Origin of the sequence: Sedimentibacter sp. B4, from assembly GCF_000309315.1 — a bacterium.
Classification (GTDB): Bacteria; Bacillota; Clostridia; order Tissierellales; family Sedimentibacteraceae; genus Sedimentibacter; species Sedimentibacter saalensis.
This window is the reverse complement of sequence record NZ_CANG01000034.1, coordinates 69,193-88,966: the sequence shown is the minus strand read 5'-3', so window position 1 is coordinate 88,966 and position 19,774 is coordinate 69,193. Positions and strand designations below refer to the sequence as shown.

The 19,774-nt window shown below is 34.9% G+C and carries 19 protein-coding genes and 1 other RNA gene; 19 read left to right on the top strand and 1 reads right to left on the bottom strand.

The window, feature by feature from the left end:
* Both BN358_RS06410 and BN358_RS06405 read left to right on the top strand, forming a co-directional pair.
* The coding region (locus tag BN358_RS06410; protein WP_019228395.1) for a response regulator transcription factor at positions 1-577 on the top strand (577 nt) is incomplete at its 5' end.
* A gap of 1 nt (position 578) precedes the next feature.
* On the top strand, positions 579-1,850 hold the full coding sequence (locus BN358_RS06405; protein WP_019228394.1) for a cell wall metabolism sensor histidine kinase WalK: 1,272 nt from the start codon (positions 579-581) through the stop codon (positions 1,848-1,850).
* A gap of 229 nt (positions 1,851-2,079) precedes the next feature.
* Here BN358_RS06405 and BN358_RS06400 read toward each other — a convergent pair whose 3' ends face one another.
* Complete coding sequence (locus tag BN358_RS06400) at positions 2,080-2,883, bottom strand: NAD(+)/NADH kinase (RefSeq protein ID WP_019228393.1); 804 nt, start codon at positions 2,881-2,883, stop codon at positions 2,080-2,082.
* A gap of 68 nt (positions 2,884-2,951) precedes the next feature.
* On the opposite strand from BN358_RS06400, the gene BN358_RS06395 reads away from it, so the two are divergent.
* The 17 genes from BN358_RS06395 (at position 2,952) to grdC (ending at position 19,764) form a co-directional block, all read left to right on the top strand.
* Entirely contained in the window at positions 2,952-3,836 is an 885-nt protein-coding gene (locus BN358_RS06395; RefSeq protein ID WP_019228392.1) for an RluA family pseudouridine synthase, read from the top strand.
* 82 nt (positions 3,837-3,918) lie between these two features.
* Complete coding sequence (locus BN358_RS06390; RefSeq protein WP_019228391.1) at positions 3,919-4,917, top strand: asparaginase; 999 nt, start codon at positions 3,919-3,921, stop codon at positions 4,915-4,917.
* 12 nt (positions 4,918-4,929) lie between these two features.
* Positions 4,930-5,748: a PHP domain-containing protein gene (locus BN358_RS06385; protein WP_019228390.1), complete on the top strand. Its 819-nt coding sequence runs from the start codon at positions 4,930-4,932 to the stop codon at positions 5,746-5,748.
* A 177-nt stretch (positions 5,749-5,925) separates the two neighbouring features.
* Entirely contained in the window at positions 5,926-6,618 is a 693-nt protein-coding gene (ispD, locus tag BN358_RS06380) for a 2-C-methyl-D-erythritol 4-phosphate cytidylyltransferase (RefSeq protein WP_019228389.1), read from the top strand.
* 9 nt (positions 6,619-6,627) lie between these two features.
* On the top strand, positions 6,628-7,110 hold the full coding sequence (gene ispF / locus BN358_RS06375; RefSeq protein ID WP_019228388.1) for a 2-C-methyl-D-erythritol 2,4-cyclodiphosphate synthase: 483 nt from the start codon (positions 6,628-6,630) through the stop codon (positions 7,108-7,110).
* A gap of 104 nt (positions 7,111-7,214) precedes the next feature.
* Entirely contained in the window at positions 7,215-8,648 is a 1,434-nt protein-coding gene (locus BN358_RS06370; protein WP_019228387.1) for an ATP-dependent metallopeptidase FtsH/Yme1/Tma family protein, read from the top strand.
* A 108-nt stretch (positions 8,649-8,756) separates the two neighbouring features.
* Positions 8,757-8,931: non-coding RNA, 6S RNA (ssrS, locus tag BN358_RS22785), on the top strand.
* 109 nt (positions 8,932-9,040) lie between these two features.
* Entirely contained in the window at positions 9,041-10,039 is a 999-nt protein-coding gene (locus BN358_RS06365; RefSeq protein ID WP_019228386.1) for a LacI family DNA-binding transcriptional regulator, read from the top strand.
* A gap of 191 nt (positions 10,040-10,230) precedes the next feature.
* Complete coding sequence (locus BN358_RS06360) at positions 10,231-10,683, top strand: hypothetical protein (RefSeq protein WP_019228384.1); 453 nt, start codon at positions 10,231-10,233, stop codon at positions 10,681-10,683.
* 208 nt (positions 10,684-10,891) lie between these two features.
* On the top strand, positions 10,892-11,542 hold the full coding sequence (locus BN358_RS06355; protein WP_019228383.1) for a TetR/AcrR family transcriptional regulator: 651 nt from the start codon (positions 10,892-10,894) through the stop codon (positions 11,540-11,542).
* Between the two features lie 458 nt (positions 11,543-12,000).
* Positions 12,001-13,326 carry a glycine/sarcosine/betaine reductase component B subunit gene (locus tag BN358_RS06350; RefSeq protein ID WP_019228382.1) on the top strand — a complete coding sequence of 442 codons (1,326 nt, stop codon included), beginning with the start codon at positions 12,001-12,003 and terminating at the stop codon, positions 13,324-13,326.
* A gap of 11 nt (positions 13,327-13,337) precedes the next feature.
* The gene (grdH, locus tag BN358_RS06345) at positions 13,338-14,648 is read left to right on the top strand and encodes a betaine reductase selenoprotein B (protein WP_083851522.1); all 1,311 of its coding nucleotides are present in this window, start codon (positions 13,338-13,340) and stop codon (positions 14,646-14,648) included.
* Positions 14,649-14,706: 58 nt separating this feature from the next.
* Positions 14,707-16,191, top strand: coding sequence for a BCCT family transporter (locus BN358_RS06335; RefSeq protein WP_019228379.1), 1,485 nt, complete (start codon positions 14,707-14,709; stop codon positions 16,189-16,191).
* 117 nt (positions 16,192-16,308) lie between these two features.
* A complete protein-coding gene (gene trxB, locus BN358_RS06330; RefSeq protein WP_019228378.1) occupies positions 16,309-17,241 on the top strand; it encodes a thioredoxin-disulfide reductase in 933 nt (310 codons plus the stop codon).
* Positions 17,242-17,258: 17 nt separating this feature from the next.
* Entirely contained in the window at positions 17,259-17,576 is a 318-nt protein-coding gene (locus tag BN358_RS06325; protein WP_019228377.1) for a co-chaperone YbbN, read from the top strand.
* A 62-nt stretch (positions 17,577-17,638) separates the two neighbouring features.
* Positions 17,639-18,112, top strand: a complete 474-nt coding sequence (grdA, locus tag BN358_RS06320; RefSeq protein WP_083851521.1) for a glycine/sarcosine/betaine reductase complex selenoprotein A — start codon at positions 17,639-17,641, stop codon at positions 18,110-18,112.
* Positions 18,113-18,228: 116 nt separating this feature from the next.
* Positions 18,229-19,764 (top strand): glycine/sarcosine/betaine reductase complex component C subunit beta, encoded by a 1,536-nt coding sequence (gene grdC / locus BN358_RS06315; protein WP_019228374.1) that lies wholly within the window; start codon positions 18,229-18,231, stop codon positions 19,762-19,764.
* Positions 19,765-19,774: the final 10 nt, after the last annotated feature.

Sequence of the window (19,774 nt, the reverse complement as noted above, 5' to 3'; positions counted from 1 at the left end):
TGATGGCGAAGAAGGCCTCATACTTTCCAGCAAAGACATATATGATGTAATTGTTCTTGATATAATGCTTCCTGGAGTGGACGGCATTCAGATATTAAAAACAATAAGAAAAGAAGGAATAAAGACACCGGTAATAATGCTCACTGCCAAGGATACAGTAGACGACCGTGTATTTGGGCTTGAAAACGGAGCTGATGACTACCTTGTAAAACCATTTGCAACCAAAGAGCTGATTGCACGTGTAAAGGCTCTCGCCAGAAGGAAAAGCACTGAATATGTGGGTGAAATATATGAATTTGAAGATATAAAGTATGATGTAAAAAATTACCTTTTGTTCATAGAGGAAAAAGAGTATAAAATTCCTCTCAAAGAAGCAATGTTAATGGAAATGTTTATAAAAAAGCCACGTCAGGTTTTCACAAGAGAACAGATAATAGACAGAATCTGGGGTCTAGAAGCTGACGTCCTGGAAAGCAACATTGAAATATATGTTCACCACCTTAGAAAAAGGCTTGAAGAAACAAATGCAAAGATTGAAACAGTTAGAGGCGTAGGCTATATGCTTAAGGAGAAATAGTATGTTTAGAAGGCTTCATTTTAAATTAACAGCATATATGGGACTGATTCTTATTGTTTTCATGTTTTTCGTTGCAACAGGAATATACAGTTTTACGAGAATTGTTTATGAAGACGGCAACAAGGACCTGATGGAAACTGAAGCTATCAGAATTTATACCTACAGAAGCATGACATATTCAGGTTTCATGCTCAATGGAAGTTTTCTTCAGAGGTTCGGACCAAGTGTTGCTTTGATGGGGACTCAGAAGCTGGATGCATGTTACGTGATTTATGATAAAAATCTCAGAAGAGTTTATTCAGAGGAAAATGAAATAGCTATTGCTGACGACATAAAATCATTGGCTGAAAAATCTCTTCAGGATAAGCAAGATTCCTTTGTGACAAAAAAGATTGGCCGTTTCAATTACAGAATTTATACAAAGTTCTTTAACGACATGAACGGAAAAAGCGTGGTCCAGGTGTATCAGAGCACTATAAATGAAGACATCTTGTGGTCGTTTTTAAAAACGGTGTTGTTTGTAACCGGTATCACCGGCATGGCAATATTGCTTTGCATCAGCTATGCCTTTACAGGACAGGCGATAAAACCAATTAGAGATACATGGATGAGACAGAGGGAATTTGTTGCAGATGCTTCTCATGAGCTAAGAACACCATTGACTGTAATTCAGACAAATCTGGATGTTGTTTTAAGCGACGAAGAAGGTACTGTGGATGAAAATGAAATGTGGCTTTCAAATGCTTATTCAGAGACAAGGGTAATGGCAAAGCTTATTGATGAACTGTTGATTCTCGCCAAGGCTGATGCCAATGAGGAAAAGCTGGACATATCAGAATTTTCATTCTCTGAAATAGTTGATAATGTGTGCCAAAACATGGAAATAATAGCAAAAAAGAAAGGCATCGACTTTCAGCTTAATCTGGAGGAAGATGTAATGATAAGAGCAGATTATGACAAAGTAAGAAGGCTTGTGGTCATACTGGTTGACAATGCTGTTAAGTACACAGAAAAAGGTAAGGTTACAGTAAGTCTGTTTACTGACAAAAATAAAAAGAAATATTTCACTGTTGAAGACACAGGAATTGGAATAGCTACAAAAGACATAGATCGAATATTTGACAGGTTTTACAGAGCTGACAAGGCACGCCACAGGGAAGGCGGAACAGGGCTGGGCTTAAGTATTGCAAAGTGGATTGCCGACGTGCATAGATATTCCCTGACAGTGGAAAGCACTCTGAATGTGGGAAGTAAATTTACTTTGAAGATGTAAATAAATAGGACTGTTAATAACAAACCTCAGACCGTTGACAAACCGTAGGGGCGGACCTCGTGTCCGCCCGGGGCTATTAATTCAAAAAAGTTGTTATCTGGGAGAGCACAAGGCTCTCCCCTACGAACTTAGATTTCAAATTCACGACAATTACCAATATTAATTAATTTAATGACTTTGTCATCAATCTGGGCTGTTACATAACGGCCCTTATATTTTTTGTGAATTTTTACAGGAATTTTTCCTTAATAACATTCCAGTAGTTGAATGTTCCTGTTGAAAGCCTTTTGATTATCCTTTTTGAAGTCCTGAAATGTACACATTCTATTTCGTCATATTCATACATTTCTCCGTCTGCAGACAAGGCGAAAAAGTAATCATTTTTTCCTTCAGGGTAAAGTGTTATTTCAAATTCCGGCGGCACAATTATGCTGCAGTCAAGGCACCTGTATGCGTTTGAAATAATCGGAGACAATGGCGTAAGCTGCAGTGTCTTCAGTGAAGGATACACAAGGCTTCCTCCTGCAGATTTGTTGTAAGCGGAACTTCCAAGAGGCGAAGATATGATTAAACCGTCACCGCTTATTTTTTCCAGATGGTTTGAAGCTATGTAGACATCAAGATGAATGGTCTTCATGTCTTTTCTTTTAAGTATTATGTCATTTACTGCATATATTTTTTCTGCTTGTCCTGATGTTATTATTTCACTTTCAATAAGGTTTACGTTTGTAACGGAAAATTTTCCCTCCTTGTAATCATAGATGAAACTTTCCATGTTTTCAGGAGTGATTTCAGGATAAAATCCAAGGGTACCGGTATTTATTCCTATGAAAGGAATGCGTGAAAAATTGCTTTCTCTCACACCTCTTAAAAAGGCTCCGTCTCCGCCTATGGTAATGTTAAGTTCTGCTTCCTCACAGAAACCGTCATAATAACTATAGCCGTACTCTTTTAATATATCTATGAGCTTTTGTTTTATTTCCAGCGTATAACTATCATAGTTTGCAGCTATATTTATTAACTTATCCTTCATGATAATCCCCTTTACATTAAATGTAATTTATATTATATTTATATTAATGAAAATCCAGGAGCATATTAATGAACAATAATAATATTCTCAAATATACAATACAAGAAAACGGCAAAAGTGTAAAGGGTATATTGAGTGAAAACTTAAATTTTTCAAGGCGGCTGTCAAAACGTCTTGAGCTTAATGACAAGATTTTTATAAACGGCAGCATGACAAGACTGAACAAAAGAATCTCTCAAGGAGATATTTTAACCATAGAATTTGATGAAGAAGAAGATGAATACAATGCAGTGAACATTCCCATAGACATTGTTTATGAGGATTCAGACCTCTTGGTTGTCAACAAACCTCCATACATTGTTGTACATCCAACAAAGTCCCATCAGGACAACACAATAGCCAATGGTGTTGCTTATTACTTCAAGGAACAGGGAATACAAAGAAAAGTACGCCTTGTAAACAGGCTTGACATGAATACATCGGGAATAGTTATAATAGCTAAAAATCCATATGCTCACAACGAACTTTCCAATCAGATGAAATCAAATGCAGTGGACAAATACTACTACGCCATAGCAGAAGGAATAATAGAAGAAGACGAAGGAACAATAAACCAGCCAATTGCAAGGCTTAACCCTGAAGACATAATTAGGATCGTGCACCCGTCAGGCAAGGAATGCATCACTCACTTCAAGGTTGAGAAAAGAATGAACAACATGACACTGGTAAGGCTTAAGCTTGAAACAGGAAGGACTCATCAGATAAGGGTTCATTTGAAACACATAGGTCATCCAATAGTGGGAGACACTCTTTATGGAAATGAAAGCAGTCTCATAAATAGGCAGGCTCTTCACTGTTATGAAATGAAATTCAGACAGCCGCTGACCGGTGAAGAAATCACCATTAAGTGTCCCCTTCCGGAAGACATGGTCAGGGCAATTAATATTAGTTAAATGTGTAAATTAAATGAAAAATAAATGAAAATCAAATGAAAATCAAATGACGTTGAACGCAATAAAAATATGAGGGGATAAAATGAAAAAGAATATTTTGCTTATTGCCACAGGTGGAACAATTGCCTCAAAAAAAACAGATGAAGGTCTGGCTCCTGGAATAACATCGGAGGAGCTATTAAGCTATGTTCCGGAGATAAAGAAATTTTGCAATGTAGATACTATTCAGCTGTTAAATATAGACAGTACCAACATTCAGCCGGAATACTGGGTTTTGATGACAGAAGCAATTGAAAAAAATTACGACAAGTACGACGGATTTGTTATTTCTCACGGAACAGACACCATGTCCTACACATCAGCAGCTCTTTCATACCTCATCCAAAATCCGGACAAACCAATTGTGGTTACAGGCTCACAAAAGCCTATAAATGCAGACATAACCGATGCAAAGAAAAACCTGCTTGACAGCTTCAGGTTTGCTGCAGAAAAAGATGTAAAAGGTGTATACCTTGTGTTTGACGGAAAGGCAATTGTTGGAACAAGGGCAAGAAAAGTAAAATCAAAAAGCTACAGTGCTTTTGAAAGCATTAATTTTCCGGTTGCGGCAATAATAGATGACACAAGGATTACAAGATATATAAGAAGTGAACATGAAAATGAAACAGTCAAGTTTTACAAAAGCATTTATCCTAGTATTTTTCTTCTTAAACTTGTGCCCGGCATGGAACCGGATGTTCTTGATTATATTGGTGAAAAGTACGAAGGTGTAGTAATTGAATCATATGGCGTAGGTGGTCTCCCATTTCTTGATAAGAGAAATTTCCTGGAGAAACTTGGGGATTTGACTGAAAAAGGTAAAATTGTTGTGGTTGCCACACAGGTTATGTTTGAAGGAAGCGACATGGGAGTGTATGAAGTTGGAGTTAGAGCTCTAAAACAATTCAATGTTCTTCAGGCTTTCGACATGACAATTGAAGCAGCAATAACAAAGCTTATGTGGATCATGGCACAAACAAAGGATTTTGATGAAGTCAAGGAAAAATTCTACACAAGGATCAACGAGGATTCATTATATTAGAAAGAGGTAACAATGAAAAAAGTCGACATGCATATGCACACTTGCGCTTCCGACGGAACGTGGGATGTGGAGGAACTTAAGGAACAGCTTATAAAGAGCAACATAAATATTTTTTCAATAACAGACCATGACTGTGTTGACAATGTGAAAAATATGGAGAATATAATTACTCCTTCAGACAACCTCATTTTCATTCCTGGCACTGAACTTACAACAGAATATGATGGAAGAGAATACCATCTCACATTGTACAACTATGACATAAATAACAAGGGATTGATGGACTTGATCAACTGGAGCAATCAAAGCAAACTAAATTCCAACAAGGAATACATTGGAACATATGCAGCCGACAAGTACGACAGCATAAGTCTTGAGGACTTTGAAAAATATGAATACGACAGGAAAAGAGGAGGCTGGAAATCAGCCAACTATATGATTGATAAAGGAATTCACAAAGATGTTTTGAGTCATTTGCAGGAAGTTAAAGAATCGGGGCTTAAGGCAAAACTTAAGGGCCCTGATGAAGTAATAGATATTGCAAAGAAAAGCGGAGGAAAATTGTTTCTTGCCCATCCGTCATATCACTACAGAAACACAACCATGCCTGAAAAGGAACTTAAGTTCTGGCTTGAGGCAGGAATTGACGGAATAGAATGCTTTTCACCATACAACAAGGACGAAGCTCAATACTATATTGATTTTTGCAAGAAGAACAACCTTATGATATCAGGAGGCTCCGACTGCCACGGAAATTTCATTCCAAGCAGAAAGTTAGGCGTTCCACATGCTGAACTGAGCGACCTGAACATAAAAAAACTGTTTAACTGATGAAGCTGGATTCCAGTTTGTAGGGGAGGGTCTCATGCCCTCCCGAGTAGGCGTGTACTACTAAACTTTGAGTGAAATTTGTAGGGGAGGACTACTGTCCTTCCGAAAATAATAAATAGTGAAAAATTAAGCTAGTCTGAGAATTAGAATTAATTCTTATTTAAAAGAAGGGATACCATGTTTAGAGAAAAATTTGTTTCTGTTATTATTGTTGCTGCAGGAAAGGGAACCAGAATGGGTTTAGAACTTCCAAAGCAATACATGACAATAGCAGGAAAAACAATACTTGATACAACATTGTACAAGTTTGAAAAAAGCAATGAAATAGATGAAATAATTTTGGTTGTAAACAAAGAAGATATGGAATATGTGAAAAGCGAAATTGCGGAAAATTATGAAAAAATAACACAAGTTGTACAAGGCGGCTCCACAAGGACAGAGTCTGTGTTTGAAGGAATAAAATCAGTGAGGAGCGATTGCTCCGTGTTGCTCATACATGACGGAGTCAGACCTTTTGTTTCCTACAATCTCATAAACAGCTGTGTTGAAAATGCATTTCTTCATAAAGCATGCATTCCAGTAATTGATGTGGTTGATACAATCAAGGAAGTAACCGGCGACGGTTTTGTGGAAAAAACATTGGACAGGCAAAAACTTAAATCAGTACAGACTCCACAGGCCTTTGACTTCGAAACAATCAAACAGTGTTACATGAATGCAATAACAGAAGATGCTGTGTTCACAGATGATGCTTCAATAGCTGAATATTACGGGTACAAGGTAAAAACTATAGAAGGACTTCCAAGAAATTTAAAGATAACTACTCCGCTTGATTTAAGAATTGCAGAAATTCTTGCGAGCGTATATTAAGGAGAGGCAATGAAAATCGGAATTGGTTATGACGTTCATAAGCTGGTTGAAAACAGAAAACTTATTATTGGCGGAGTTGAAATCATTTTTGAAAAGGGTCTGGAAGGACATTCAGATGCAGATGTATTGATTCATGCAATTATGGACAGCATTTTAGGGGCACTGGGCAAGGGAGACATAGGATGTCTTTTCCCGGACACTGATGATGCTTACAAGGGAGCCAATAGCAGAGTTCTATTAAGAATGGTTGCTAATCTAATGAAAGACAACGGTTTAAAAATTGGGAATATTGATTCAGTCATTATTGCACAAAGACCTAAAATGATGACCCACATTGAAAAAATGAAAAGAAACATTGCTGAAGATTTAGAAACTGACATTTCAAATGTAAACATAAAAGCAACAACAACTGAGCATCTGGGTTTTGAAGGAAGAGGAGAAGGCATAGCTGCGCAGTCTGTTTGTTTGTTGGTAAATCAGGAAAATCATTGAAACATGTCTATATATTGAATATATCCAAATATATATCCCGGTTGTATAATAATATTAAGAAAATATGAAACGGAAAATTACGTTTAATCATACAGGGGGTATATATGAACAATTATCAAATTGCGGCATTAATTGGTGTGCTGATTTTTGTGATTTTTCTAATATTAAAAAATAAAAAGTCGGCTCAGAAGGAAATAAATAATTTAAATGAAATGGAATATTTAAGCTCTTCAAACATGAAGTTTGAAGATGTAGCAGGCAACTACGAGGCAAAGGAAAGTCTGAAGGAAATTGTTGATTTCATAAAGTTTCCTGACAGATATTCAAACTTCAATGCAAGGATGCCAAAGGGAATTTTGCTTTACGGCTCTCCTGGAACAGGAAAGACATTGATGGCCAAGGCTTTGGCAGGAGAAGCAGGTGTACCCTTCTATGCAGTTTCAGGCTCGGATTTTGTACAGGTTTATGCAGGTCTAGGTGCCGGAAGGATACGAAATCTTTTCAAGAAGGCAAGGAAATCAGGAAAAAGCGTGATTTTTATAGATGAAATAGATGCCATAGGAAAAAAAAGAATGAATGGAAACATGCGGGGCAGTGACGAGGGAGACAGAACACTGAATGCCCTTTTGACGGAAATGTCGGGATTTGGAGAAGCGGCAGGAATCGTAGTAGTGGCAGCAACAAACAGAATTGACACACTTGATACAGCTTTGCTTAGACCCGGGAGATTTGACAGGCAGATTGAAATTATGCTGCCGGACAAAAATGCCAGAAAAGACATTATTGAGCTTTATCTTTCAAAAAAGAAAGCTTCAAAGGATATCAAGCTTGATGAGATTGCGGATCTTACAGTATACTTCAGCGGAGCCATGATTGAAAACCTCATAAATGAGGCGGCACTTCTTGCCATAAGGGAAAACTCTGAAGCTATATACAACAGCCATATTCAAAGAGCATATCTTGAAATACTTGCAGGCTCTGAAAAAAAGAATGCAGAAGAAAACAACAAACAAAAGCTGACAACTTCTTACCATGAGGCAGGACATGCTTTTGTGTCAAAATATCTCATGCCAGAAAACAAAGTAATAAGGGTGTCTGTAATTCCAACCAGCAAGGGAGCAGGAGGGTATACATTGAGCACTCCTGATAATACAGATGTTGTTACAAAACGAGTTCTTCGAAGTCATCTATCTGTGCTCATGGCAGGGCGTATTGCAGAAGAGGTGTTTTTCGGAAAAGAAAATGTAACTGTGGGAGCACAAAATGACATTGAAAAAGCAACCAATCTTGCAGTTGATTACATTTCGTCCTACGGCATGGATGATGATTCAGGATTCATTAATTTTTCAGTTTTGTCACAAAAGCTGAATATTCCTCTGTCTTCTGTGGAAAAATCAGTAAAGGAATTAACAAGAGAAATTTACGAAGAAACAATAACAATTGTTAGAGAAAATATGGATAAAGTGTCTTCTATTGCAAAAAAATTAATGGAAAAAGAAGTTATCAATGAAGAGGAATTGATAGAATTAATGAATTAAAGTCTTGAATAGTAACGAATATTGAGGTAAAAATACTAATAATTGTATTTTGTAAAATTAAATTACAGTTGTAAAAATAAACGCGCTGTGGTATAATTACATTAACTTAAAAGCCTGCGGTTCACGGAAATTTTTTAATTCAACCGACATACTGTAAAAGGGAATTCGAGTTTGAGTGCCTATGACAGGCCCGCTTCGACGGGAAGTCAGAAATGCTTAACAGAAATCCCACCTGCTTAGATGCGGGTATGAATTAATAATTTGCGGCTCTCGCGGGTTTTTATTTTTTTTAGGAAAACTAGGAAAAAGCAATTGCGTTTTCATGAAAATACATATATAATAAATTATAATTAGGAATACGATTCAAATACCAAATTAACAAGGAGGATAAAATGATAACAATAAAAGACGTTGCACGACTTGCAGAAGTGTCTATATCAACCGTATCAAGGGTTATAAACGATTCTAAGCCAGTAAGTCCTGAAGTGAGAAGAAGAGTACTTAAAGTTATTGAAGAAACCGGATACAAGCCAAATGACGTTGCCAGAAGCCTCGTAACAAGAAGATCATATTTGATAGGTGTAATAGTAAACAATTTAGCCCAGAGCTATGTTGCTGATATAGTAAGAGGAATAGAAGAAATAGGGAAAATGTACGGATATGACATTCTTCTATGCAGCAGCTACTCAAGCAAGGAAACTCAGGAAAAATATCTGCAGTTGCTGGACAGAAAGCAAGCAGAAGGTTTGTTCCTGGTAGGAAACAAGTTTGACGATGAAATAATTGAAATTGCAAGAGGACTTAACAAGCCATGCATTTATTTTACCAGAGACGTGCATGAACACATGAACCATATTTCAATAGACAGCAATGCTGCATTCTATGAGATGACAAACTACCTGATTAAAGAAGGCCACAAGAAAATTGCCTATGTTTCTGACTTTGCAGACAGAACATCAGTTGAAAATGACAAAATTGCCGGCTATCAAAAGGCAATTGAAGACAATGAGCTTCAATATTCGAAAATGTATGTTGTGGGAGGAAACAAGCACAACAGGGCATATGAACTTGGAAAAACAATTGCAAAAGATGCAAGCGAGTTTACTGCTGTGGTATGCAGCAATGATGAAATTGCCATTGGAGTGATGAACAGCTTCTTTGACAATGGAATAAAAGTTCCTGATGATGTTTCTGTAGTAGGATTTGGAAACATAAGAGAAGGAAAATTTGTAAGACCTGAACTGACCACTATAGGAGAACCATATTATGATGTAGGTGCTGTAGGAATGCGCATGCTCATTAAAATGATAAAAGGCGATAAAACTCCTCAAGGTCTCATGGAACTTCCTTTCACAATTGAAAAGAGAAAGAGCGTAAAAACAATAGGCTAATAAAATTCTGCATGGACAAAGAATGGCTAGTACGGTTTTTGTCTATAGCTGTGCAAATTGCCCGTCTATTGTAGTAATATGTTGAATACAAGCGAAAACTAATAAGATTTTCATGACAAATAGCGCCATGAAAGACAACTTTGTCCCCCTATAATAAATGGTATCAATAATTTATTGTAGGGGGATTACAAATGAGAAACAGATTTATCTTCATAATGCTTATTTCGCTTCTTTTTAGTTATAATTCTTTTGGATATTACCAATACTACGAGGAAATAGACAGCATAGAATATTTGCTCAATGAGCGCATAGAGGTAATGAATGAATTTCTTTATGGCTATAAAGACATGGGAAAATTGGAAGAAAAACTGGAAAAAATAGAAGCAGAAAATCTTCTGGAAAACGATCTTGACATTTTATACAAGGTTATTGACTGCCCCACAGACTACGAACTTGCTTTAAGTGTTGAAGTTGATAAAATTAACAGCCTGGAAAAGACAGATGATTATATGAACATTAATGCTGATTTGAAATGGCAGATGAGCGGTTACGACGGTGAATTCACCATGGTGAAAAATTATAATATCAAATGTGTTAGGCTTGCAGATCAAATATACCTTGCTTCGTTAGTGTATATCAGATAATTAGGCTTTTGATATTTAGTGAAAAAAGTATACGTTGACATAAATCGTGATTATGCTATAATCAACATAACATTTATTTATAATAGAGTTTCAAGCGCTAAGAAGTCACTTAATTATAAATTAAGTAAATGCATACTAATTAATTTATATATAACTTTGATGAGTTGTGACAAAAATGTAAAATATAAATTAAGAAGGAGAGTTATATATGTCAACTAATAAAGAAATACAAAGAAAAAGAATGCTTTTGTATTTCATTGAAGCCACAAATAAAATAATTGATAATGATGGAATAGAAAATGTAACAATAAGAAATGTTGCTGACATAGCAGGCTACAATAGTGCTACATTGTATAATTATTTTGAAGATTTGGATCATCTAATATTCTTCACATCAATGAAGTATTTGAAAGAATACATTTTAGAATTGCCTAAATTTATTAAAAATTCGGATAATTCACTTGAGGTTTTTATGAAAACTTGGGAGTGTTTCTGTAAGTTTTCGTTTGAAAATCCTAAAATTTTTTATAACATATTTTTCAGCAAATATAAAGATACTTTGAAAGAGACTATTAATGAATATTATGATATTTTTCCTGAAGAATTAGGGGAAAATAATGAGCAAATACAAAGAATGTTAAAATATAACAATATTTTTGATAGAAATAGAGTAATTATGTATCCTCTTGTAACGGAGGGAATAATAAAATCAGAAGATTTTGATTTAGTAAACCAAACAATAATTTATTGTTTTCAAGGCATATTGCATGAGAAAATTACTGGGGATGGAAAAAGCGTTGAACAATTGGTAAGAAAAACAATGAAAATTATAGAATATATAGTAATGAAAACTAATTAAATATTAAAAAAACCTAGATAAAAACTATAGCGTAGGCAAAAAACCTGCCCTATAGTTTTTTTATTTCAAATAAGAAAAAAGAAAAAATAACATAGATTGTAAAATAATAATGATTGACAAGTAATCATTATTATGCTAGTATATTGTTAATAAAATAACTTTTATATAAAAACGTTTTTCAATAAAAAAATGTTATTAATAAGCAAAGGATTTATTAACTTTGAAATGGTTTGCTTATTACATTTAGTAGTTATGAGAAACAAGTAAAGTATGAAAGAATATGTTTAAATATGAATAATACACTAATAGATTAAAAGTATAAATTAACAAAACTAATCAATAATAATAAGTGAGCTTCATGCCAATAGAAATTTTTGAAGTGTAATAGGTAAACTACAAGAATATTGCAATTTAATTAACAAATTGCTTATTTATATTTATTTAAAAGGAGTGAAGAAATGAAATTAGAAATTGGTAATTTTCAAGTTAAAGATGTTGTTTTTGGAGAGCAAACTATGTTTCATAATGGAGTGCTGTCTATTAACAAAGAAGAGGCGATGTCTTTTCTTAAAGAAGATGAGCACATTATTGATGTAGACATAATTATTGCTAAGCCTGGAGAAAACACAAGAATAGTTCCTGTTAAGGAGGCTGTAGAACCTAGGATTCGACCAGATGGCAGACCGGTGTTTCCAGGTGTAACTGGAGATGTTGAAGCGGCAGGTAGCGGAAGAGTCCATGCTTTAAAAGGATGTAGTGTTTTAGGTGTAGGAATGCATTATGGTAGTTTTGGCGATGGATTAATTGATATGGGTGGAGAAGGTGCAAAGTACACTTTGTTTTCAGAACTCATCAATATATGTGTAGTAGCCGATACTGATGAAGAATTTGAAAGATTTGAACAACAGAAAAAAAATAGAGCAATTAGATGGGCAACACATAAATTAGCAGAATATTTAGGAAATGCAGTTAAAGACTTAGTACCTGAAGAAACAGAAGTTTTTGAATTAGATTCAGTTATTAAAAGATCTGAAGAAGTTAGTAAACTTCCATCAGTAGTATTAGTAATGCAACCTCAGTCTCAAATGGAAGAGTTGGGATATAATGATTTAGTGTACGGATGGGATATGAATAAATTTGTTCCAACATTTATGCATCCTAATGAAATATTAGATGGAGCAATGATATCTGGTAGCTTTATGCCTAGTTCTTCAAAATGGTGCACATATGACTTTCAAAATTTTCCAACTATTAAGGAATTATATAAAGAACACGGAAAAAGCATTAATTTCTTAGGCGTTATAATGTCAAACTTAAATGTATCATTGGAGCAAAAGAAACGTTCAGCAATATTTGTTGCACAAATGGCAAAATCCTTAGGTGCCGATGGTGCTATAGTTACAGAAGAAGGATACGGAAACCCTGATGCTGATTATATTTTATGCATTTCATCTTTAGAAGATGTTGGAGTAAAGACTGTAGGTATTAGTAATGAATGCACAGGTAGAGATGGAGCTTCTCAACCACTTGTTACATTAGACAAGAAAGCAAATGCGTTGGTATCTACAGGCAACGTTTCACAATTAATTGAACTTCCACCAGCAGACAAAGTAATTGGTGAATTACAAGCATTAGCTAGAGACGGTTTATCAGGCGGATGGTCATATGATGAGCTGCTTGGAGCTTCTGTAAGAGAAGATGGATCTATTGTTATGGAAGATAATGCTATGTTCTGTGGAGATAGAATAGCTGGTTGGTCAACTAAGACAATGAAAGAATTTTAGGAGGTGTAGAGATGAAAAAAGCAATTCATTATATAAATCAATTTTTTGCAGGAATAGGCGGAGAAGAGAAAGCAGATTATAAGCCAGAGATAAGAGAGGGATTGGTAGGACCATCACTTGCACTAAGCGATGCTATTGAAGCAGAAGTTACACATACAGTAATTTGTGGTGATAACTTTATGGGTTCAAATACGGAAGAAGCTGTAAAGATAATATTGGGATTTTTAGAAGATAAAGAATTTGATATATTTATTGCAGGCCCAGCATTCCAGGCAGGTAGATATGGGGTAGCATGCGGAACTATTTGTAAAGCAGTTAAGGAAAGATTTAATGTACCAGTTATTACTTCAATGAATGTAGAAAATCCTGGGGTAGAAATGTTTAAAAAAGACATGTATATCTTTGAAGGTGGAAAATCTGCTGCTAAACTTAGAGGTGATATAAAGGTAATAGCAAATTTTGCAAATAAAATACTAAAAGGCGAAGAAACAGGTTCAGCTGATGAAGAAGGTTTTTTCCCAAGAGGAATCAGAGCTCAAGTTTGGTTGAAATCAGGAAAGATTGCATCTCAAAGAGGCGTGGAGATGTTGATTAAGAAATTGAATGACCAGCCTTATATTACGGAACTTCCTATACCAAAACTAGACAGAGTACCAATAGCAGCACCAATAAAAGATTTATCAAAAGCAAATATAGCAATGGTAACAACCGGTGGAATAGTACCTGTAAATAATCCGGATAGAATTCAATCAGCATCAGCAACACGCTGGGGAAGATATGATATATCAGATGTTGATAGATTAGAATCAGGAGTATATAAGACTATACATGCTGGTTTTGATCCTGCAGCAGCAGATGCAGATCCAAATGTAATAATGCCGATTGATGCAATGAAAGCATATTTAAAAGAAGGAAAAATAGCAAAGCTACATGATTATTTCTATAGTACTGTAGGCACAGGAACTACTCAAGCTGAAGCAGCAAGAATGGGCAAAGAAATAGTACAAAAATTATTTGAAGATAAAGTTGACGGAGTTATAATGACGTCAACCTGAGGTACCTGTACTCGTTGCGGTGCAACGATGGTAAAAGAAATTGAAAGAGCAGGAATTCCAATAGTTCAAATGTGTAATTTGATACCTGTAGCAACAACAGTTGGCTCAAACAAGATAGTACCTACAATATCTATTCCATATCCATTGGGGGATCCTTCAACATCTAAGGAACAACAATGGAAACTTAGATATCATCGTGTAGGTGTAGCACTAGATGCTTTAACTGATGATGTGAAAGAACAAACAGTATTTAAGGTGAAAATTTAAACTAATTTTAGATGAGGGTTTTTACCCTCATCTAAACCATAAAAAAGGGAGGAACATATTGAATAAATTAAATCAAAAAGATAATAGTGTGTTTTATATATCTCTTTCTATATCTATTGTTATAGTTTTATGGGGAATAATCGCAAAAGAGAATTTTTCAAATTTTGCAACTTTTATATTTGATTTTCTTACAACTAATTTTGGATGGACTTACTTGCTATCTATGTTAGCTTTTGTTGTATTTGCCCTTTTATTAGCTTTTAGCAAATATGGATCTATTAAATTAGGACCTGATGATTCAAAACCAGAATATAGTACAACATCCTGGTTTGGTATGTTGTTTGGAGCAGGCATGGGCATTGGACTTGTGTTTTGGGGCGTAGCAGAGCCTATATCACATTTTGTTAACCCAGTTGGGGCAGAGCCTGGTACAATGGAGGCTGCGAATTTTGCTATGAGGACATCCTTTATGCACTGGGGATTTCACCCTTGGGCTAATTATAGCATCATTGGACTTGCACTTGCTTATTTTCAATTTAGAAAAAATAAACCAGGTCTAATTAGTAGCATTTTCATTCCTTTAATCGGAGAAAAGAGAGTTAATGGACCTATTGGAAAATTTATAGATATATTAGCTGTATTTGCAACAGTTTCTGGCGTAGCTACATCTCTTGGACTTGGAACTTTACAGATAAACAGTGGGCTGAATTATTTGTTTAATATTCCGGAAACTAAAATAGTTCAGATAGGGATAATATTTATTATTACAATTTTATATATCTGGACGGCGATAAGTGGCATAGGCAAAGGTATAAAGATACTAGGAGACATTAATCTTATACTTGCTTTTAGCTTACTTGTATTAACCATTGTATTAGGGCCAACATTGAAAATAATTAATGCATTAACAAATGGGTTGGGTCAATATATTAATGGTTTTGTAAGTGCTAGTCTTCATATCGAAGCTTTTGGCGATAATAGTTGGTTAAAAGGGTGGACTGTGTTTTATTGGGCTTGGTGGATAGCTTGGGCACCATTTGTAGGAACTTTTATAGCACGTATATCAAAAGGCAGAACCATAAGAGAATTTATTATGGGTGTAATATTTGCTCCGGCTGTAGTATCAATTGTTTGGTTTGCAGCATTTGGTTCTATGGGTATTAACCTAATTGATAAAATAGGTATAGAAGGATTACAACTAGCAGTAAATAGTCCATCTACTGCTTTGTTTCAAGTATTCAATCAGTACCCTTTAAGTAAAATCTTATCTTTAATAACAGTAGTATTATTGGGAACATTTTTCATTACATCAGCAAATTCGGCTACATTCGTATTAGGTATGTTTAGTTCACAAGGCAATTTAAATCCACCAGCCAAGAAACAGTTTATTTGGGGAGTTGTTCAATCTTTATTTGCTACTTCTCTATTACTTGCAGGTGGACTTCAAGCACTGCAGACTGCTTCAGTAGCAGCGGCCTTTCCTTTTATATTTGTAATGTTGCTTGCAATGGTATCTCTGATGAAAGCGTTTAAAGAAGAATAATATCGAAGCTACTGGTGAAACAGTATTTGAAAATAATTTATAAAATCACATTATACTTGGAAATTTATATTATTAATTTCCAAGTATAATGGATGATTTGAGTATAAGAGGTGTAAAATGAGCAATGTTTATGATGTAATAATAATTGGAGCAGGTCCAGCAGGGTTAACAGCAGCATTGTATGCTGGAAGAGCTAGAATGAGCACATTGATAATAGAGAAAGAAAAGGACGGAGGACAGATAGTTCTAACTTCTGAAGTAGAAAATTATCCAGGATGTCTTGAAGGTGAATCAGGTCCTACTCTAATAGATAGAATGGCTGAACAAGCAAAGCATTTTGGTGCGGAAAAAGTTTATGATGAAATTCTTGAAGTTAAACTTGAGAGCAAAGAAAAAGTTTTAGTAGGTAAAAAAGCCGAATATATTGGAAAAACAGTTATTATAGCAACTGGAGCTTCATCAAGACCTATAGGCTGTTCCGGAGAAAAACAATTCACAGGAAAAGGTGTTTCTTATTGTGCTACTTGTGATGGTGCTTTCTTTGAAGGCTTAGAAGTTTTTGTAGTAGGTGGTGGTGATACTGCCATTGAAGAAGCTATGTACTTAACAAAGTTTGCAAGAAAAGTATCTGTAATTCACAGAAGAGATGAACTTAGAGCAGCAAAATCTATTCAAGAAAAAGCATTTGCAAATCCGAAGATGAACTTCATTTGGGATAGTGCGGTACATGAAATTAAAGGTGATGGATTAGTTAATTCTATGGTATTAGAGAATTTGAAAACCGGTGAAATGACAGAATTAGTTGCTGATGAAGATGATGGCATATTTGGTGTATTTGTTTTTATAGGATATACACCTAAGACGAAAATATTTGAAGGTATTATTCATATGGATAAAGGATATATCGTTACTGATGAAAATATGAAAACTAATTTAGAAGGCGTATATGCAGCCGGAGATGTTAGGTTGAAAAGCTTAAGACAAGTTGTGACAGCAGCCGCAGATGGTGCCATTGCAGCAGTTCAAGCAGAAAAATTTTTGTCAGAATAAAATTAGGAGGTTTTAATATGTTAATGTTAGATAAAACGAATTTTGAAACAGAGGTATTACAATCAAAAGGATATGTATTGGTAGATTTTTTTGGAGATGGATGTGCTCCTTGTGAGGCTTTGATGCCTCATGTTATGGAATTATCCGAGAAATATAAAGAACAATTGAAATTTGCTAAGTTAAATACAACTAAAGCAAGAAGAGTTGCTATAGGACAGAAAATATTAGGATTGCCGGTTATATCTATTTATAAAGATGGAGAAAAAATTGAAGAACTAATTAAAGATGAAGCAACTCCGGAGAATATTGAAGCATTAATTAATAAGTACATATAGTTTATTGTAAAATAAATTACTATATAGTAAAAATGAAATTAAAAAAATAGGAGGAAAAAGTAATGAGCTTATTACAAGGCAAAAAAGTTATTATAATAGGCGACAGAGATGGAATACCAGGCCCAGCTATTGAAGAATGTGTAAAAAGTGCTGGAGCTGAAGTAGTATTTTCTTCAACAGAATGTTTTGTCTGAACTGCCGCAGGCGCAATGGATTTAGAAAATCAGAAAAGGGTTAAAGAATTCGCAGAAAAATTTGGTGCTGAAAATTTAGTAGTAGTATTAGGAGCATCAGAAGGCGAAGCATCAGGGTTAGCTGCTGAAACAGTAACTAATGGAGACCCAACTTTCGCAGGTCCATTGACAGGAGTTCAGTTAGGACTCAGTGTATTCCATATATGTGAACCAGAAATGAAAAATGAAGTAGACGAATCTATTTATGATGAACAAGTAAGTATGATGGAAATGGTATTGGATGTTGATGATATAATTTCAGAAATGGCTCCAATTAGAGAAGACTTCTGTAAATATCTTTAATTTTTATATTATAGATATTGTTGCTTCGCAGTTGATTTAATTGCGAAGCAATTTTTTTAAAAACATACAATCATTTATACAACTTAAAATATATAAAATTTAACGGAGGTAAATAAATGAACAGTGTAATTAAAGGTGCAAGCTATATATTGGCATTTACACCAGACATGGTATTGCAAAATGGCACTACTCAAACTACTGAAAGAACAATAAACCCTGAATCGGAATATTTGAAGCAGATTGAGAGTCATTTAAGAACATTTGAACAAGTTGTTAAATATCCACCTAATCAATCATATATTGGAAATGTAACCCCAGATGAGCTTGTACAAATTGAACAACCATGGTATGACAAAGAAATAAGTGCAGCAACAAGATTCGGAAAATATGGCGAAATAATGCCTCAAGACGAATTTATATGTTTAATGCAGATCTGTGATGTATTTGATCTTGTTAAACTAGAAAAAAACTTTGTAGAAACTACTAAAATTAAACTAATGAATCATCCTCTTATAGGAGCTGATTTATTAGATAGACTGAAGGAAGGCGATGAAGCTGAAATAATTAATAAATTAGTTTATGAAGAACATTCAGAGCCAATTTATCACGATAAAAGTTTAGTTGGCTGTGTAAAAAGAGCACATGATTTAGATATAAATTTAAATGCACACGTAATGCATGAAAATTTAACTTCAAAAGCAACTAATGTTTTAGCAATTATGAATTTAATTGCAAAAAACAATATTAATAAGGAAGATATTGATTACGTAATTGATTGCTCCGAAGAAGCATGCGGCGATATGAATCAAAGAGGTGGCGGTAACTTTGCAAAAGCATGTGCAGAAGTAGCCGGCTTAATAAATTCAACGGGTTCTGACGTAAGAGGATTTTGTGCTGCACCTACACATGCGTTAATTCAGGCAGCATCACTTGTCAAAGCAGGTACTTATAAAAATGTTATTGTTTCAGCTGGTGGATGTACAGCAAAACTCGGAATGAATGGTAAGGATCATGTAAAAAAAGGTATCCCAATACTTGAAGATGTTCTTGGAGGTTTTGCTGTATTAATAAGTGAAAATGATGGTGTAAATCCAGAAATTAGAGTTGACCTAGTTGGAAAACATATGGTTGGAACTGGCTCATCCCCTCAGGCTGTTATTACATCTTTAGTAACACAAGCATTAGATAAAGCTCAGATGAAGATTACAGATATAGATAAATATTCTGTAGAAATGCAAAATCCTGATATTACAAAGCCAGCTGGAGCAGGGGATGTACCTTTGGCTAACTACAAAATGATAGGCGCATTAGCAGTAAAAAGAGGCGATATAGAAAAGAATGATTTAGCAAGTTTTGCAGAAAGACATGGTATGGTAGGTTGGGCTCCAACTCAAGGGCACATTCCTTCAGGGGTACCATTTATAGGATTTGGAAGACAGGATATACTTGACGGAAAAATCAAAAATGCAATGGTTATAGGTAAAGGAAGCTTGTTCCTTGGCAGAATGACAAATCTTTTTGATGGTGTATCATTCGTAATTGAAGCAAATCAAGGAAAAACAGAAGAACAAGGATATGTATCAGAAGAACAAATTAAGGGACTGATAGCAAAAGCACTGAAAAATTTCGCTTCAAATCTTTTAGCAGAATAGGAGTGTAGGT

Excerpts from the sequence above, each read along its gene's own strand:
- BN358_RS06405 (WP_019228394.1), top strand. The coding sequence starts at position 579 with ATGTTTAGAAGGCTTCATTTTAAATTAACAGCATATATGGGACTGATT.
- BN358_RS06400 (WP_019228393.1), bottom strand. The coding sequence starts at position 2,883 with ATGAAGGATAAGTTAATAAATATAGCTGCAAACTATGATAGTTATACG.
- BN358_RS06395 (WP_019228392.1), top strand. The coding sequence starts at position 2,952 with ATGAACAATAATAATATTCTCAAATATACAATACAAGAAAACGGCAAA.
- BN358_RS06390 (WP_019228391.1), top strand. The coding sequence starts at position 3,919 with ATGAAAAAGAATATTTTGCTTATTGCCACAGGTGGAACAATTGCCTCA.
- BN358_RS06385 (WP_019228390.1), top strand. The coding sequence starts at position 4,930 with ATGAAAAAAGTCGACATGCATATGCACACTTGCGCTTCCGACGGAACG.
- ispD (WP_019228389.1), top strand. The coding sequence starts at position 5,926 with ATGTTTAGAGAAAAATTTGTTTCTGTTATTATTGTTGCTGCAGGAAAG.
- ispF (WP_019228388.1), top strand. The coding sequence starts at position 6,628 with ATGAAAATCGGAATTGGTTATGACGTTCATAAGCTGGTTGAAAACAGA.
- BN358_RS06370 (WP_019228387.1), top strand. The coding sequence starts at position 7,215 with ATGAACAATTATCAAATTGCGGCATTAATTGGTGTGCTGATTTTTGTG.
- BN358_RS06365 (WP_019228386.1), top strand. The coding sequence starts at position 9,041 with ATGATAACAATAAAAGACGTTGCACGACTTGCAGAAGTGTCTATATCA.
- BN358_RS06360 (WP_019228384.1), top strand. The coding sequence starts at position 10,231 with ATGAGAAACAGATTTATCTTCATAATGCTTATTTCGCTTCTTTTTAGT.
- BN358_RS06355 (WP_019228383.1), top strand. The coding sequence starts at position 10,892 with ATGTCAACTAATAAAGAAATACAAAGAAAAAGAATGCTTTTGTATTTC.
- BN358_RS06350 (WP_019228382.1), top strand. The coding sequence starts at position 12,001 with ATGAAATTAGAAATTGGTAATTTTCAAGTTAAAGATGTTGTTTTTGGA.
- trxB (WP_019228378.1), top strand. The coding sequence starts at position 16,309 with ATGAGCAATGTTTATGATGTAATAATAATTGGAGCAGGTCCAGCAGGG.
- BN358_RS06325 (WP_019228377.1), top strand. The coding sequence starts at position 17,259 with ATGTTAATGTTAGATAAAACGAATTTTGAAACAGAGGTATTACAATCA.
- grdC (WP_019228374.1), top strand. The coding sequence starts at position 18,229 with ATGAACAGTGTAATTAAAGGTGCAAGCTATATATTGGCATTTACACCA.